This window comes from Pseudomonas sp. PvP001 (genome assembly GCF_040546375.1).
GTDB classification, from domain to species: Bacteria; Pseudomonadota; Gammaproteobacteria; order Pseudomonadales; family Pseudomonadaceae; genus Aquipseudomonas; species Aquipseudomonas coleopterorum.
The window spans coordinates 3,753,753-3,768,452 of record NZ_JBEPNQ010000001.1; the positions used below are offsets into that span (position 1 = coordinate 3,753,753).

Sequence of the window (14,700 nt, forward strand, 5' to 3'; positions counted from 1 at the left end):
GCGTTCGGCACACACGACTTCTCACGGTCGGTGTCAGGTGCGTCAACAGGGCCTAGGCCACTGCAGTGTCCAGCGATGTCTGCCCAACAGGGGCGGAACCGCGACGACGCGTCCTGCTTGCTGTGGTGTCAAAAGCACTCAGTCAGGAGGAGGAATCAATCGTCTGGCGTGGACGCCCTTGAGCGTCTTGTTCAAGACCGGCATGGCAGAAGTGCCTGAGGCTGCTTCCTGCCGTGACGCGGTACTACACGGTCCGACGGTTGTGCATCTCCACCCTACACGTATCCCTGATAATTCGGGTGCTGCCGCGCGCTGAATCCGCAACGGGTTGGCAATATCGCGAACTTCAATTCGTAAAGTTCGCCCTGTATGACTAAGGCGTTGGGTTTCCGAAGCTTGTGCCTGAACTGGGTGAGAGCGACTGCGAAGCGGGAGTGGCGTCGAACAAAGGCAGGAAGGTGTCCGGTATGCCGGGGTTCCTGGGCTTTCATCGGCCTTCTCGCACCTGCGCGGGCGTTGCCCTCAAATACTCCGTTACTGGCAAAAGCCCCGTAGGACGGCCTCGCGTCCTCGAGAATTGCGTTGGTCAGGGCTGGTTCATAACCGCTTGTCCGCTGCCCAGCCGCTTATGGCGGCGTTCGCGACTATAGCAGCAATCATTAAGTGCTTCAAATCCATAAAAAATTGTTATGATCGCGGCCATGACGACTACTACTCCCCCAACCTCCGGCGTTCAGCTGATCGAGGTTGCGCCGGAACTTGCCGGCCAACGCATAGACAACTTCCTTATCACGGCGCTCAAGGGCGTGCCCAAAACCTTGATCTATCGCATCCTGCGCAAGGGCGAAGTGCGAGTGAACAAAGGGCGCATCAAGCCCGAATACAAGCTGCAGGCTGGCGACATCGTGCGTGTGCCGCCGGTGCGCCTGCCCGAGCGCGACGCCCCGGTGCCGGTGGCGCAAGGGCTGCTGCAGCGCCTCGAGGACGCCATCGTCTACGAAGACAAGGCGCTGATCGTGCTGAACAAGCCGGCAGGCATTGCCGTGCACGGCGGCAGTGGCCTGAGCTTCGGTGTGATCGAAGCCTTTCGCCAGTTGCGTCCCGATGCCAAGGAGCTCGAGCTGGTGCATCGCCTGGACCGGGACACCTCCGGCCTGTTGATGATCGCCAAGAAGCGCAGCATGCTGCGCCACCTGCACGCCGCGCTGCGTGGCGACGGTGTCGACAAACGCTACATGGCCCTGGTTCGAGGGCATTGGGCGACGGCCAAGAAACAGGTCAATGCGCCTTTGCTCAAGAGTAACCTGCGCTCCGGCGAGCGCATGGTCGAGATCAACGAAGAAGGCAAGGAAGCGCTGACCCTGTTCAAGGTGCTGCGTCGCTTCGGCGACTTCGCGACCATCGTCGAAGCACGCCCCATCACCGGGCGCACCCATCAGATCCGTGTGCATGCCCTGCACGCCGGTCACGAGATCGCGGGCGATACCAAGTACGGCGACGAGAACTTTTCCAAGGAGATTCGCGACCTGGGCGGCAAGCGGCTGTTCCTGCATGCCTACGCGCTGACCGTGCCGCTGCCCGATGGCGGCGAGCTGAAGGTCGAGGCGCCGGTCGACGAGGTCTGGGCCAAGACCGTGGAGCGACTGAGTGCAAGCTGATTACAAACTGCTGATTTTCGACTGGGATGGCACCCTGTGCGACTCCATCGGCCGGATCGTCGAGGCCATGCACGCCGCAGCGGCGGCATCGGGATATCCGCCCTGCAGTGACGAGGCGGTGAAGGGCATCATCGGCCTGGCCTTGCCGGAAGCCATCAGTGTTTTGTATCCCCAGCTCGACGACGTACAGGTGATGGCTATGCGCGATCACTATGCCGACGCCTACATGGCCCTGGACGCTACCCCTTCCTTGTTGTATCCCGGGGTCCGCGAGGCCTTGCTTGGATTTCGCGAGCAGGGTTACCGCTTGGCGGTGGCCACCGGCAAGGCGCGCCGGGGTCTGGATCGTGTGCTCAAGGCCCATGGCTGGGAGGACTTTTTCGACATCACCCGTGCGGCCGATGAAACCCGCGGCAAGCCCCATCCTCTGATGCTTGAGCAGATCATGAGCCATTGTGAGGTGGGGCCTGAGCGTTCGCTGATGGTCGGCGATGCCTCGTTCGATCTGTTGATGGCCCGCAATGCCGGCATGCACAGCGTGGCAGTGGGTTATGGCGCCTTGCCGCTGGATGTGCTGCGGCAATACGAACCGCAACTGTGCATCGAGTCGTTCGATCAACTGCCGCAGTGGCTGAACAGTCGTCGCGCCGGTGCGCGTGGCCTTGAGCAAGGAGTAGAGAATGTCTGACCAATGGAAAGCGCCGCGCAGCGAAGAGGGCAGCGCCCCGATCGGCGACGAGAAAAGCTGGCGGCTGCTGGAAAAGACTTTGCTGGCCAGTGTTCAGGAGCAGCGCCGCGCACGCCGCTGGGGCATATTCTTCAAGTTCTTGACCTTTATTTACCTGTTCGGCGCGATCTTGCTGTTTTCGCCGTTGCTGGACATGGAAAAGGCTGCCACCAGTGGTGCATCCGGGTACACCGCCGTGATCGACGTACGCGGCGTGATTGCCGACAAGGAAGCGGCGAGCGCGGACAATATCGTCGGCAGCCTGCGCAGCGCCTTCGAAGATACCAAGGTGAAAGGCGTGATCCTGCGCATCAACAGCCCTGGCGGCAGCCCGGTGCAGTCCGGCTATGTGTACGACGAGATCCGTCGCCTGCGCGGCGAGCATCCGGACATCAAGGTCTATGCCGTGATCGCCGACCTGGGCGCCTCCGGTGCCTATTACATCGCCAGCGCGGCTGACCAGATCTACGCGGACAAATCCAGCCTGGTCGGCTCTATAGGTGTGACTGCGGCGGGCTACGGCTTCGTCGGCACCATGGAAAAGCTGGGCGTGGAGCGACGCGCCTATACCTCGGGTGAGCACAAGGCCTTTCTGGATCCGTTCCAGCCACAGCGCGCCGATGAGACCGAGTTCTGGAAGGGCGTTCTGGCCACGACCCATCGGCAGTTCATCGACAGCGTGAAGGCCGGGCGTGGCGATCGACTCAAGGACAAGGAGCATCCGGAGCTGTTTTCCGGGCTGATCTGGTCGGGCGAGCAGGCGCTGCAACTGGGCCTGGTCGATGCCTTGGGCAGTAGCAGTATGGTTGCCCGTGACGTGATCGGCGCCAAGGATATGGTCGACTTCACCGTGAAGGAGTCGCCGCTGGACCGTTTCTCGAAAAAGCTGGGTGCCAGCGTTGCCGATCAGATCGCCATGTGGATGGGGTTTCAGGGGCCGAGTCTGCGCTGAGGTTGTGCGGTGCGATCAAGTGCCCTTTCGCGGGCGGCGAGCTTTTTGCCCGCAAAGGCGATGGTGATCGCTCCGCAGGACTCAGGGGATTTGCACACCCTCTTTGAGCAGCATGTCCACCAGGCGGATCAGCGGCAGGCCGACCAGGCTGGTGGCGTCCGGGCCTTCGGTGCTCTGGAACAGGCTCACGCCCAGCCCCTCGGCCTTGAAGCTGCCGGCGCAGTCATAGGGCTTTTCTGCCAGCAGGTAGCGCTCGATGGCTGCGGTCGAGAGCCGGCGCATGTTCACCGTGAACGGCACCACATCGACCTGACACTCGCCGCTGTCCACATTCAATAGCGCCAGACCGGTGAGAAACGTGACGGATGCACCGCTGGCCGCGATCAACTGTTCGCGCGCATGCTCGAAATCCAGCGGCTTGCCCAGAATCCTCTCGCCCAACACTGCGACCTGATCCGAACCAATGATCAGGTGCCCGGGGTGGGCGGCCGACAGCGCCCTGGCCTTCTGTTCGGCCAGGCGCTTGACCAGGGCGCACGCCGGCTCGTCTGGCAGGTGGCTTTCATCGATATCGGGCGAGGCGCAGGTGAACGGCAGACGCAGCCGCGACAGCAGTTCGCGGCGGTAGGGCGAGCTGGAAGCAAGTAGCAGGGCGGGCATGGCAGGCTCCTGTGGATGAACGGCCACTCTATCACGCACCCAGGCCCGAATTTCCTTTGACAGGCGAGGGGGGCGTCCCTAAAATGCTGCGCCTATGTTGAATGACCCGATTCCACCTCACGTTGACCCGCGCAAATTGGCAGATCGTGGCGTAACCCTTGAAGGTTCGCTGCAGTTGGCCGATTTGGAGAGACTCTGCGACCCGCTTTCCGACAACGTCGGTACGGTGCAGGCCAAATTCATCTTCGAACGAGACGAACGCAAGGCCGTGGTCATCCACAGCTGCCTGGACGTCGAAGTCAAGATGGTTTGCCAGCGTTGTCTTGAGCTGGTAACCCTGCCGATCCACAGCGAATGCAGTTACGCCGTGGTGAAGGAGGGTGCGAACACCCAGTCGTTACCGAAAGGTTATGACGTGCTGGAACTGGGCGAAGATCCATTGGATCTGCAGGCGCTGGTCGAGGAGGAGCTGTTGCTCGCCTTGCCTATCGTGCCTGCTCATCATCCGGAAGAATGCCAGCAGCCGGCGGGAGCAGATGATCCCGATCCGAGCGAGGACGAGGTAACGCGGTCCAACCCGTTCAGTGTATTGGCGCAGTTAAAGCGTGACCCAAACGTTTAGGAGTTAATCAATTATGGCTGTTCAGCAGAACAAAAAATCCCGCTCTGCCCGTGACATGCGCCGTTCGCACGACGCACTCGAGGCAAGCACCCTGTCGGTCGAAAAGACCACCGGTGAAGTGCACCTGCGTCACCACGTATCGCCAGAAGGCGTATACCGTGGCCGTAAAGTGATCGACAAGGGCGCTGACGAGTAAATCTTGTCCGCTCAGTCCGTCGCGATTGATGCAATGGGCGGGGACTTCGGTCCCCGCAGCATTGTTCAGGCCAGCCTTGCCTGCCTGTCCGCTACTCCCTCGCTGCACCTGACCCTCGTCGGTCACCCTCAACTCCTCGAAGAACTGATTGCCAGCCAGCCGGCGGTGGATCGCTCACGCCTGCACGTCGCTGCCGCCAGCGAAGTGGTCGGCATGGACGAGCGCCCGTCACAGGCGTTGCGCGGCAAGCCGCATTCCTCGATGCGGGTGGCGCTCCAGTTGCTGCGCGACGAGCAGGTCCAGGCCGTGGTCAGCGCGGGCAACACCGGGGCCTTGATGGCGCTGTCCAGGCACCTGCTCAAGACGCTGCCCGGTATCGACCGCCCCGCGATGATGGCCGCCATTCCCACGCGGGGAGGCTACTGCCAGCTGCTCGACCTGGGCGCCAATGTCGATTGCAGCGCCGAGCATCTGTATCAGTTCGCCGTGATGGGGTCGGTGGCCGCTCAAGCGCTGGGTGTCGAACGGCCACGGGTGGCGCTGCTCAACGTCGGTACCGAGGACATCAAGGGCAACCAGCAGGTCAAGCTGGCGGCAAGTCTGCTGCGCAAGGCGCAGGGCTTGAACTACACCGGCTTCATCGAAGGCGACGGTGTGTTCCGAGGCGAGGCCGATGTGGTGGTGTGCGACGGTTTCGTCGGCAACATCCTGCTGAAATCCAACGAGGGTCTGGCCGGCATGTTCGCCGAACGCGTTCAGGCGCTGTTCCAGAGCAGCCTGATGGCGCGGGCCGTGGGCGCCTTGGCCATGCCGCTGCTCAAGCGCTTGCAGGCCGATCTGGCGCCGGCGCGCTACAACGGTGCCAGTTTCCTCGGCCTGCAGGGTATCGTGGTCAAGAGCCATGGCGCCGCTGGCGTGGAAGGCTTGCAGTGCGCGATAGACCGTGCACGCGACGAGATTCGTGAAAACCTGCCCCAACGCCTGCACGGGCGGTTGGCGCAGATGCTGCTTTAGGCATGCCTGGCCCCAGGTGCTTGAATGTGACCACCGGCGGGCATAGGTTATCCAACTGTCAGTTCAGTGCGCCGGGTACGCTTCCGGCGTCGAAATTTTCGGCAACAAGATCACACAAGGGCTTGTTCAATGTCTGCATCCCTCGCATTCGTTTTCCCGGGGCAAGGTTCCCAGTCGCTCGGCATGCTGGCCGAACTGGGCACGCAATACCCTTTGGTCATGGACACCTTCAAAGAGGCGTCCGACGCCCTGGGTTATGACCTCTGGGCGCTGGTTCAGCAAGGCCCGGTCGAAAGCCTCAACCAGACCGACAAGACGCAACCTGCGATTCTTGCTGCCTCCGTCGCGCTGTGGCGCCTGTGGCTGGCCGAGGGCGGCGAGCGTCCGGCCTATGTCGCCGGCCATAGCCTGGGCGAGTACAGCGCGCTGGTTGCCGCTGGCTGCCTGTCGCTGGCCGATGCGGTCAAGCTGGTGGAGCGTCGTGGCCAACTGATGCAGGAAGCGGTACCGGCTGGGCAGGGCGCCATGGCGGCCATTCTCGGCCTGGAAGACGCCGATGTGCTGGCTGCCTGCGCCGAAGCCGCACAGGGTGAAGTCGTCAGTGCAGTCAACTTCAATTCCCCGGGCCAGGTAGTGATTGCCGGTGCCGCACAGGCCGTCGCCCGTGCCATCGAACTGTGCAAGGCCAAGGGCGCCAAGCGCGCCATGCCCTTGCCGGTCAGCGTGCCGTCGCACTGTGCGTTAATGAAGCCGGCTGCCGAGCGTTTCGCCGAATCGATCAACGCCATCGACTGGCAGGCGCCGCAGATCCCGGTCGTACAGAACGTGAGTGCCGGCGTACCGGCCGATCTGGAAACCCTCAAGCGCGACCTGCTCGAGCAGCTGTACAAACCGGTGCGCTGGGTCGAAACCGTGCAGTACCTGGCGGCCCAGGGCGCACCACGTCTGGTGGAGTGCGGTCCGGGCAAGGTCCTGGCTGGCCTCAACAAGCGCTGCGCCGATGGCGTGAGCACCGAAAACCTGAACACCCCCGAAGCTTTCGCCGCCGCTCGCGCGGCGCAAGCCTGATCAAGGAGAGCTTGCATGAGCCTGCAAGGTAAAGTTGCACTGGTCACCGGCGCCAGCCGTGGCATTGGCCAGGCGATCGCCCTGGAACTGGGTCGCATGGGCGCCACCGTCATCGGTACCGCCACCTCCGAGAGCGGCGCTGCGCGCATTGCCGCCACGCTCAAGGAACACGGTATCGAAGGTACCGGCCTGGAACTCAACGTGTGCAGCGACGAATCGGTGGCCGCCACCCTGGCCAGGATTCAGGAACAGTTCGGTGCGCCGGCGATTCTGGTCAACAACGCCGGTATCACCCGCGACAACCTGATGCTGCGCATGAAAGACGACGAATGGCATGATGTGGTCGATACCAACCTCAACAGCTTGTTCCGCCTGTCCAAGGCCGTACTGCGTGGCATGACCAAGGCGCGCTGGGGCCGGATCATCAGCATCGGCTCGGTTGTGGGTGCAATGGGCAACGTCGGCCAAGTAAACTACGCGGCAGCCAAGGCCGGTCTCGAAGGCTTCAGCCGTGCCCTGGCCCGTGAAGTGGGTTCGCGCGCGATCACCGTGAACTCGGTGGCGCCTGGTTTCATCGACACCGACATGACCCGCGAACTGCCCGAGGCACAGCGTGAAGCCTTGCAGGTACAGATCCCTCTGGGCCGCCTGGGGCAGGCCGATGAAATCGCCAAAATGGTCGGTTTTCTGGCCTCCGACGGTGCAGCCTACGTGACCGGGGCTACAATTCCGGTGAACGGCGGCATGTACATGTAACGAAATTTGTGACGGATGGCTTCAAAAAAATGTCTTACCCGACATCCAAAATCCGTTATAAAGCTGCATCCGAATTCTAGGTGGCGGGCTTGCGTAGGGTCGCAGTGACGCTTTCAGTTTGAAAAGCCGAGCTTCTTCTATAAACTTACGTACCGGCCAGCCGCCTGACATATGTCCATTAGGAGTGAAAACAAGGTATGAGCACCATCGAAGAACGCGTCAAGAAGATCGTCGCCGAGCAACTGGGCGTCAAATCGGAAGAAGTCGTGAACACCGCTTCTTTCGTTGAAGATCTGGGTGCCGATTCTCTGGACACCGTTGAGCTGGTGATGGCTCTGGAAGAGGAATTCGAAACCGAGATTCCTGACGAAGAAGCCGAGAAGATCACCACCGTTCAAGCTGCTATCGATTACGTCACTGCCCACCAGGCGTAACGTTTTGTAATCGCCGTTGCTTGTCATGGAAAAACCGCACTGCCTTCGTTGGCGTGCGGTTTTTTCTTTAGACGGCCGCGCGTTGATGTTTCCAGAATAAGGAGAGTGCTGTGTCGCGTAGACGCGTCGTGGTCACAGGTATGGGCATGCTGTCACCGCTGGGCACCGACGTGCCGAGCAGCTGGCAGGGCATCCTGGCCGGCCGCAGTGGCATAGGTCCCATCGAGCATACGGATCTATCGGCCTATTCGACCCGTTTCGGCGGCTCGGTGAAGGGGTTCGAGGTCGAGCAATACCTCTCGGTCAAGGAGGCACGCAAGCTCGACTTGTTCATTCAATACGGCCTGGCTGCAGGTTTCCAGGCGGTGCGCAACGCCGGTCTCGAAGTCACCGACGCCAATCGCGAGCGTATCGGCGTGGCCATGGGTTCGGGTATTGGTGGCCTGACCAATATCGAAGAAACCTGCAAGATCATGCATGACAGCGGACCGCGGCGGATATCGCCCTTCTTCGTGCCTGGCTCGATCATCAACATGATTTCCGGTTTCCTGTCGATCCACCTCGGCGCTCAGGGACCCAATTACGCGATCGCTACGGCCTGCACCACCGGTACCCATTGCATCGGCATGGCCGCGCGCAACATCGCGTATGGCGAAGCCGACGTGATGATCGCCGGCGGTGCTGAAATGGCCGCGTGCGGCTTGGGCATGGGCGGTTTCGGCGCGGCCCGTGCGTTGTCCACGCGTAACGACGAGCCAACCCGTGCCAGTCGTCCGTGGGACAAGGGCCGTGACGGTTTCGTGCTGTCCGACGGCGCTGGCGCCCTGGTACTCGAAGAGCTCGAACATGCTCAGGCACGTGGTGCCACCATTTATGCCGAACTGATCGGTTTCGGCACCAGCGGCGATGCGTTCCACATGACCTCGCCGCCCGAAGACGGGGCCGGCGCGGCGCGCTGCATGGCCAATGCCCTGCGCGATGCTGGCGTCACGCCTGACCAGGTGCAGTACATCAACGCCCATGGCACCTCGACCTCGGCGGGCGACCTGGCCGAAGTCAGTGCCATCAAGACCGTGTTCGGTGAGCATGCCTACAAGCTCGCGGTGAGCTCCACCAAGTCGATGACCGGGCACCTGCTCGGCGCCGCAGGTGCGGTCGAGGCGATTTTCAGTGTGCTGGCGATCAACAGCCAGATGGCGCCGCCCACCATCAACCTCGACGAGCCTGACGAAGGCTGCGATCTGGACTTCGTGCCCCATACCGCACGCAGCATGCCGATCGATGTGGTGCTGAGCAACTCGTTCGGGTTCGGTGGCACCAACGGTTCGCTGGTCTTCCGGCGCTTCGCCGGTTGATGCAGGCCTGGCTCGACGGGCAGCCATGCGATGCGCTGGGCCTGAAGAGTCGGGGCCTGGCCTACGGTGACGGTGTGTTCGAAACCGTCGCCGTGCGCGGTGGCCAGGCGATACTTCTCGAGCGTCATCTGACGCGCGTTGCGCTGGGCTGCCAGCGTCTGGCCATCCTGATCGACTCGGCCGTGCTGCGCGACGAAGTTGTCCGCTATGCCGCAGCGCTGGAGGAGGGCGTGCTCAAGCTGATCGTCACCCGTGGCGACAGTGCCCGAGGTTACGCGCCCGATCCGCAGGCCGGTGCGCGACGCATTCTGCAAGGCGGTCCAAGCCCTGCCTATCCGCAGGCCAACGGCGCGCAGGGCGTGGAACTCTATCCCTGCACTACGCGCCTGGCCGAGCAGCCGTTGCTGGCCGGACTCAAACACCTCAATCGCCTGGAACAGGTCCTGGCACGCGCCGAATGGAGCGACCCGAGCTTCGCCGAAGGTTTGATGCTGGACATGTCCGGGCGGGTGGTCGAAGGGGTCTACAGCAATCTTTTTCTGGTCATCGACGGGGTGCTGCACACGCCTTCCCTGCAGCGCTGTGGCGTGGCCGGGGTGATGCGTGCCGAACTGCTGGAGCAGGCCGCAAGCCTGGGCCTGCAGGTGGTAGTGGACGACCTGTGGCCAGCGGACCTGGCCCGGGCCGAGGAAGTCTTCGTGTGCAACAGCGTCTACGGCGTGTGGCCTGTGCGCGCATTCACGTCACTGAGGTGGCCGGCGGGTCCGCTCACCCGTAAACTGCAAGGCATTGCCCACGCGCTATTGGATGCCTGATTTGTGAAGCGTAAATTTCTGCTGTTGCTGGAGACGCTCATCGTGGTTGCCGTACTGGCAACGGGCGTGGCGGCCTGGAAAGTCGACAGCGCCCTGAACCAGCCGCTGGCCGTCACTCAAGAACAATTGCTGGATGTACCCAACCGTGCGACCCCTGGCGGCACGATCCTGCGCATGGAGGCGGCGGGTACCCTGCGGGATGCCTTCTGGCTGCGCCTGTACTGGCGCTTCAATCGCGCCGGGCAGCCGCTGCACACCGGCGAATACCGCCTGACCCCGGGCATGACGGTGAACGAGCTGTTCAATGTCTGGCAGCGCGGCGAGGTGGTGCAGTACAGCCTGACCCTGGTCGAGGGCTGGAATTTTCGTCAGGTGCGCGCCGCGTTGGCGCGCCAGGAAAAGCTCGAGCAGACCTTGGGTGGCCTGAGTGACAGTGAAGTCATGGCGCGCATCGGCCACCCCAAGGTGTTTCCCGAAGGCCGTTTTTTCCCTGACACCTACAAGTACGTGCGCGGCATGAGCGATGTCGAGCTGCTGCAGCAGGCCTACGGACGACTGGAGGAGGTGCTGGCCAGCGAATGGGCCGAACGCGCCGCCAGCGCGCCGTACAGCGAGCCCTATCAGGCGTTGATCATGGCGTCTCTGGTGGAGAAGGAAACCGGTGTGCCCCAGGAGCGTGGCGAGATCGCCGGTGTATTCGTGCGCCGCCTCAAGGCTGGCATGTTACTGCAGACCGACCCGACCGTGATCTACGGCATGGGCGAGCGCTACAACGGCAAGCTGACCCGCGCCGACCTGCGCGAGCCGACGGCCTACAACACTTACGTGATCGCCGGAATGCCGCCCACGCCCATTGCCATGGTGGGCCGCGAGGCCATTCATGCCGCGCTCAATCCGGTTCCCGGCAGCAGCCTGTATTTCGTTGCGCGCGGCGACGGCAGCCATGTCTTTTCCGACGATCTGGACGCCCACAACGCGGCGGTGCGCGAGTACCAGCTCAAACGCCGCGCCGATTATCGCTCCAGTCCCGCGCCCGCAGCGGCACCGAGCGAGACCGGCACGCGCGAGCCACAAGAGAAGCCGGACGCCGCCGAGGCGCCTGCTCAATGACTTTGCAAGGACACTCTGTGACCGGTTTATTCATTACCCTGGAAGGGCCGGAAGGCGCGGGCAAGAGCACCAATCGCGAATACTTGGCCGAGCGTTTGCGCGCCAGTGGGCTGGACGTCGTACTCACCCGCGAACCGGGCGGTACGCCGTTGGCCGAACGTATCCGTGAACTGCTGCTGGCACCCAGCGATGAAACCATGTGCGTGGATACCGAACTGCTGTTGATGTTCGCCGCGCGGGCCCAACACCTGGCTCAGGTGATTCGCCCGGCGCTGGCGCGCGGTGCGGTGGTTCTGTGCGATCGTTTTACCGATGCCACCTACGCCTACCAAGGCGGCGGTCGCGGGCTTTCCCACGAACGCATCGCCCAGCTTGAAACCTTCGTTCAGGGAGACCTGCCGCCCGGACCTCACGCTGGTGTTCGACCTGCCAGTAGAAATCGGTCTGGCCCGTGCCAGCGCAAGGGGCCGCCTGGATCGCTTCGAGCAAGAGGGTCGAGCATTCTTCGAAGCTGTGCGCAGTGCTTACCTGGCGCGCGCCGCTGCGGCGCCTTCGCGGTACCGTGTGATCGATGCCGGGCAAAGCCTGGCGCAGGTTCAGCAGGCGCTGGATGCACTGCTGCCCGAACTGCGAGGCCTGCCGCGTGGCTGAAGCCTACCCCTGGCAAGACGATCTGTGGCACAAGCTCGCCGGACGCACCCAGCATGCCCATGCCTATCTGCTGCACGGGCCGCAGGGCATTGGCAAGCGTGCCCTGGCCGAGCGGCTGATGGCGTTGCTGTTGTGCCAGCGTCCCGCCGCGCAGCAGGCCTGTGGCGTCTGCAAGTCCTGTCTGCTGCTGCAGGCCGGCAGTCATCCGGACAACTTCATCCTCGAACCCGAGGAAGCGGACAAGGCGATCAAGGTCGACCAGGTCCGCGAACTGGTGGCGTTCGTGGTGCAGACGGCGCAGCTGGGTGGGCGCAAGGTGGTGCTGATCGAGCCCACCGAAGCCATGAACATCAACGCGGCCAATGCCTTGCTGAAGAGTCTCGAAGAGCCCTCGGGCAATACCGTGTTGCTGTTGGTCAGCCATCAGCCCAGCCGCTTGCTGCCCACGGTCAAGAGCCGGTGCGTGCAGCAGGCCTGCCCGCTGCCCAGCCAGGCGGTCAGCCTGCAATGGCTGGCCACGGCGCTGCCGGACGTGGACGAAGGCGCGCGTGCCGATCTGCTGGCCCTGGCTGCCGGCTCACCTCTGGCTGCCGTCAGGTTGCAGGCTGCGGGGATCGTCGAGCAGCGGGCTCTGGTCGTCGACGGCGTGAAGAAGCTGTTGAAAGGGCAGCAGACGCCCAGCCAATTGGCCGACGCCTGGAGCGGTGTACCGTTGCTGCTGCTGTTCGACTGGTTCTGCGAGTGGTCGAACCTGCTGCTGCGCTATCGCCTGACGGCGGACGAGCAGGGCCTGGGCTTGAGCGACATGCGCAAGGTACTGCAATATCTGGCCGACAAGAGCACTCAGGACAAGGTGCTGGCCATTCAGGACTGGGTGCTGATGCAGCGCCAGAAGGTTCTGGCCAAGGCCAACCTGAATCGGGTATTGCTGATCGAAGCCCTGCTGGTGTCCTGGATGGCCTTGCCGGGGCAGCGGTGATGGGTGCATTGTGGTCGCACGCTGCTGCCGCTGGCGGTAGTTTGTCTGAAAGACCGCAGCGATACCGGACGCGGCTTGCACCGCTGCTACAGGGGCGGCCAAATGGAGCCTGCATGTGAATGTGTAGCAGCGGCGCAAGCCGCGTCAGGGCGCACGGGATTTTTCCGATACAACGCGGCACTGCCAACCGTGGCCGCAAAAATCGACCACCAGTAAGGGAGCACGAATGAATCAACCCGTCAGTCCCGGACCGCGCAACGGCATTCTGTCCCTGACCATCAAGGACAAGGCCGTTCTGTATGCCGCCTACATGCCGTTCATCAAGAACGGTGGCCTGTTCATCCCCACCAGCAAGAGCTACAAGCTGGGCGATGAGTTGTTCATGCTGCTCAACCTGATGGACGAGCCGGAAAAGATTCCGGTCGCTGGCCGCGTGGCCTGGATCACCCCCAAGGGCGCCCAGGGCAACCGCGCTGCCGGAGTCGGCGTGCAGTTCAACGATGGCGACAACACTGCGCGCAACAAGATCGAAACCTACCTGGCCGGTGCCTTGAAGTCCGACCGTCCCACTCACACGATGTAGTTGTCCTATCCTCATGCTTGTAGATTCCCACTGTCACCTGGATCGCCTCGACCTCGCCGAACACAACGGCTGCCTGGACACCGCGCTCGATGCCGCGCGCGCCTGCGGTGTCGGCCACTTCCTGTGCATCGGCGTGAGCGCCGAGAATGCCGCTGCGGTCAAGGCCCTGGCCGGCCGCTACGACGATGTCGATTGCTCGGTCGGCATTCACCCCCTGGACCTGGCACCCGGGCAGCCACCGGCCCTGGACTGGCTCCTGGGCGAGCTCGATGATCCCCGCGTCGTGGCGATCGGCGAAACCGGCCTGGACTACCACTACGAACCCGAGGCCGCAGAGTTGCAGCAGGCATCGTTCCGCCTGCACCTGCAGGCGGCCAACCTGACCGGCAAACCGGTCATCGTGCATACCCGCGGCGCGCGTGCCGACACCCTGGCCCTGTTGCGCGAGGCGCAGTTGCCCCAGGCCGGCGTACTGCATTGCTTCACCGAAGATTGGGACATGGCCAAGGCTGCCCTCGACCTGGGCTTCTACATTTCGCTGTCGGGCATCGTGACGTTCCGCAATGCCGATGCCTTGCGCGAAGTCGCCCGCCAGGTGCCTGCCGATCGCCTCCTGGTCGAGACCGATTCGCCTTACCTGGCGCCCATTCCCTACCGTGGCAAGTCCAACCTGCCGCAGTACGTTCGGGAAGTGGCGCAGTGCATTGCCACGGTCCGGGGCGAGACGTTCGAAAGCCTGGCCGAGCGCACCACCGACAACTTTTGCCGGCTGTTCCCGCTGGCACGGGTTCGTCGTCAGGGCTGAGCGTTGCGCAGGCAAAAAAAACCCGGGCTCTGGGGGGAGAATCCCGGGTCAAGACCATTAGGAGTCACTACAGGCGCGTGGTCCATCGACGCCTTGCCGACGCGTCATTGGGGGAGATGACGCGACGACTCCTTGAGTATCGTCGAGCGCCAGTCGGGCGCCAGTGCCCATGCGGGTTTTCTTAAACGTATTTGGAATACGTGCAAGGTTGCTCAGCACCGATTTCGGGGTTGTGTGGCATATCCGCCATAACGCCAGAGATTTCGGATGATCCGTGCATTTTGACCTCATACAGGCATAATGACGGCCTTCGCT

Annotated in this window: 16 protein-coding genes and 1 pseudogene; 16 read left to right on the forward strand and 1 reads right to left on the reverse strand. The window is 62.9% G+C overall.

The genetic code is table 11. The features are described 5' to 3' along the window. Window positions 1–701 precede the first annotated feature (701 nt). The 3 genes from rluC to ABMD26_RS17205 are packed head-to-tail and all read left to right on the forward strand — an operon-like array spanning window position 702 to window position 3,337. The gene (rluC, locus tag ABMD26_RS17195; protein WP_049862372.1) at window positions 702–1,658 is read left to right on the forward strand and encodes a 23S rRNA pseudouridine(955/2504/2580) synthase RluC; all 957 of its coding nucleotides are present in this window, start codon (window positions 702–704) and stop codon (window positions 1,656–1,658) included. Further along, window positions 1,648–2,346, forward strand: coding sequence for an HAD-IIIA family hydrolase (locus ABMD26_RS17200; protein ID WP_354310877.1), 699 nt, complete (start codon window positions 1,648–1,650; stop codon window positions 2,344–2,346). Before rluC ends, ABMD26_RS17200 begins: the two co-directional genes overlap by 11 nt. Beyond that, on the forward strand, window positions 2,339–3,337 hold the full coding sequence (locus ABMD26_RS17205) for a S49 family peptidase (protein WP_134723395.1): 999 nt from the start codon (window positions 2,339–2,341) through the stop codon (window positions 3,335–3,337). The genes ABMD26_RS17200 and ABMD26_RS17205 overlap by 8 nt, the downstream gene beginning before the upstream one ends. A gap of 81 nt (window positions 3,338–3,418) precedes the next feature. Here the strand turns inward: ABMD26_RS17205 and ABMD26_RS17210 are convergent, their stop codons facing one another. Beyond that, window positions 3,419–3,997, reverse strand: coding sequence for a Maf family protein (locus ABMD26_RS17210; protein WP_354310880.1), 579 nt, complete (start codon window positions 3,995–3,997; stop codon window positions 3,419–3,421). Window positions 3,998–4,091: 94 nt separating this feature from the next. Here ABMD26_RS17210 and ABMD26_RS17215 point away from each other — a divergent pair, with 94 nt between their 5' ends. From ABMD26_RS17215 to ABMD26_RS17275, 13 genes and pseudogenes are all read left to right on the forward strand, one after another. Further along, window positions 4,092–4,619 carry a YceD family protein gene (locus tag ABMD26_RS17215; protein ID WP_043185209.1) on the forward strand — a complete coding sequence of 176 codons (528 nt, stop codon included), beginning with the start codon at window positions 4,092–4,094 and terminating at the stop codon, window positions 4,617–4,619. 13 nt (window positions 4,620–4,632) lie between these two features. Then, entirely contained in the window at window positions 4,633–4,815 is a 183-nt protein-coding gene (gene rpmF / locus ABMD26_RS17220; RefSeq protein WP_003179396.1) for a 50S ribosomal protein L32, read from the forward strand. Between the two features lie 3 nt (window positions 4,816–4,818). Then, window positions 4,819–5,829 carry a phosphate acyltransferase PlsX gene (gene plsX / locus ABMD26_RS17225; RefSeq protein ID WP_354310904.1) on the forward strand — a complete coding sequence of 337 codons (1,011 nt, stop codon included), beginning with the start codon at window positions 4,819–4,821 and terminating at the stop codon, window positions 5,827–5,829. A gap of 129 nt (window positions 5,830–5,958) precedes the next feature. Beyond that, window positions 5,959–6,897 (forward strand): ACP S-malonyltransferase, encoded by a 939-nt coding sequence (gene fabD, locus ABMD26_RS17230; protein WP_122743717.1) that lies wholly within the window; start codon window positions 5,959–5,961, stop codon window positions 6,895–6,897. 15 nt (window positions 6,898–6,912) lie between these two features. Continuing rightward, the gene (gene fabG, locus ABMD26_RS17235) at window positions 6,913–7,653 is read left to right on the forward strand and encodes a 3-oxoacyl-ACP reductase FabG (RefSeq protein WP_354310906.1); all 741 of its coding nucleotides are present in this window, start codon (window positions 6,913–6,915) and stop codon (window positions 7,651–7,653) included. Between the two features lie 197 nt (window positions 7,654–7,850). Continuing rightward, window positions 7,851–8,087: an acyl carrier protein gene (gene acpP, locus ABMD26_RS17240; protein ID WP_087265500.1), complete on the forward strand. Its 237-nt coding sequence runs from the start codon at window positions 7,851–7,853 to the stop codon at window positions 8,085–8,087. Window positions 8,088–8,197: 110 nt separating this feature from the next. After that, entirely contained in the window at window positions 8,198–9,442 is a 1,245-nt protein-coding gene (gene fabF / locus ABMD26_RS17245) for a beta-ketoacyl-ACP synthase II (RefSeq protein ID WP_122743715.1), read from the forward strand. Beyond that, a complete protein-coding gene (gene pabC / locus ABMD26_RS17250; RefSeq protein ID WP_354310909.1) occupies window positions 9,442–10,257 on the forward strand; it encodes an aminodeoxychorismate lyase in 816 nt (271 codons plus the stop codon). The genes fabF and pabC overlap by 1 nt, the downstream gene beginning before the upstream one ends. Before the next feature lie 3 nt (window positions 10,258–10,260). Next, entirely contained in the window at window positions 10,261–11,367 is a 1,107-nt protein-coding gene (gene mltG, locus ABMD26_RS17255) for an endolytic transglycosylase MltG (protein WP_122743713.1), read from the forward strand. A 17-nt stretch (window positions 11,368–11,384) separates the two neighbouring features. Continuing rightward, a pseudogene (tmk, locus tag ABMD26_RS17260) lies at window positions 11,385–12,018 on the forward strand (dTMP kinase). Next, complete coding sequence (locus ABMD26_RS17265; RefSeq protein ID WP_354310912.1) at window positions 12,011–12,997, forward strand: DNA polymerase III subunit delta'; 987 nt, start codon at window positions 12,011–12,013, stop codon at window positions 12,995–12,997. The pseudogene tmk and the gene ABMD26_RS17265 overlap by 8 nt, the downstream one beginning before the upstream one ends. A gap of 226 nt (window positions 12,998–13,223) precedes the next feature. Beyond that, entirely contained in the window at window positions 13,224–13,580 is a 357-nt protein-coding gene (locus ABMD26_RS17270) for a PilZ domain-containing protein (protein WP_043185228.1), read from the forward strand. A gap of 13 nt (window positions 13,581–13,593) precedes the next feature. Further along, window positions 13,594–14,385 carry a TatD family hydrolase gene (locus ABMD26_RS17275; protein ID WP_354310915.1) on the forward strand — a complete coding sequence of 264 codons (792 nt, stop codon included), beginning with the start codon at window positions 13,594–13,596 and terminating at the stop codon, window positions 14,383–14,385. Window positions 14,386–14,700 lie beyond the last annotated feature (315 nt).

Bases quoted from the DNA above. Each gene is read 5' to 3' on its own strand.
- rluC (WP_049862372.1), top strand. From the start codon at position 702: ATGACGACTACTACTCCCCCAACCTCCGGCGTTCAGCTGATCGAGGTT.
- ABMD26_RS17205 (WP_134723395.1), top strand. From the start codon at position 2,339: ATGTCTGACCAATGGAAAGCGCCGCGCAGCGAAGAGGGCAGCGCCCCG.
- ABMD26_RS17210 (WP_354310880.1), bottom strand. From the start codon at position 3,997: ATGCCCGCCCTGCTACTTGCTTCCAGCTCGCCCTACCGCCGCGAACTG.
- ABMD26_RS17215 (WP_043185209.1), top strand. From the start codon at position 4,092: ATGTTGAATGACCCGATTCCACCTCACGTTGACCCGCGCAAATTGGCA.
- rpmF (WP_003179396.1), top strand. From the start codon at position 4,633: ATGGCTGTTCAGCAGAACAAAAAATCCCGCTCTGCCCGTGACATGCGC.
- fabD (WP_122743717.1), top strand. From the start codon at position 5,959: ATGTCTGCATCCCTCGCATTCGTTTTCCCGGGGCAAGGTTCCCAGTCG.
- fabG (WP_354310906.1), top strand. From the start codon at position 6,913: ATGAGCCTGCAAGGTAAAGTTGCACTGGTCACCGGCGCCAGCCGTGGC.
- acpP (WP_087265500.1), top strand. From the start codon at position 7,851: ATGAGCACCATCGAAGAACGCGTCAAGAAGATCGTCGCCGAGCAACTG.
- pabC (WP_354310909.1), top strand. From the start codon at position 9,442: ATGCAGGCCTGGCTCGACGGGCAGCCATGCGATGCGCTGGGCCTGAAG.
- ABMD26_RS17270 (WP_043185228.1), top strand. From the start codon at position 13,224: ATGAATCAACCCGTCAGTCCCGGACCGCGCAACGGCATTCTGTCCCTG.
- ABMD26_RS17275 (WP_354310915.1), top strand. From the start codon at position 13,594: ATGCTTGTAGATTCCCACTGTCACCTGGATCGCCTCGACCTCGCCGAA.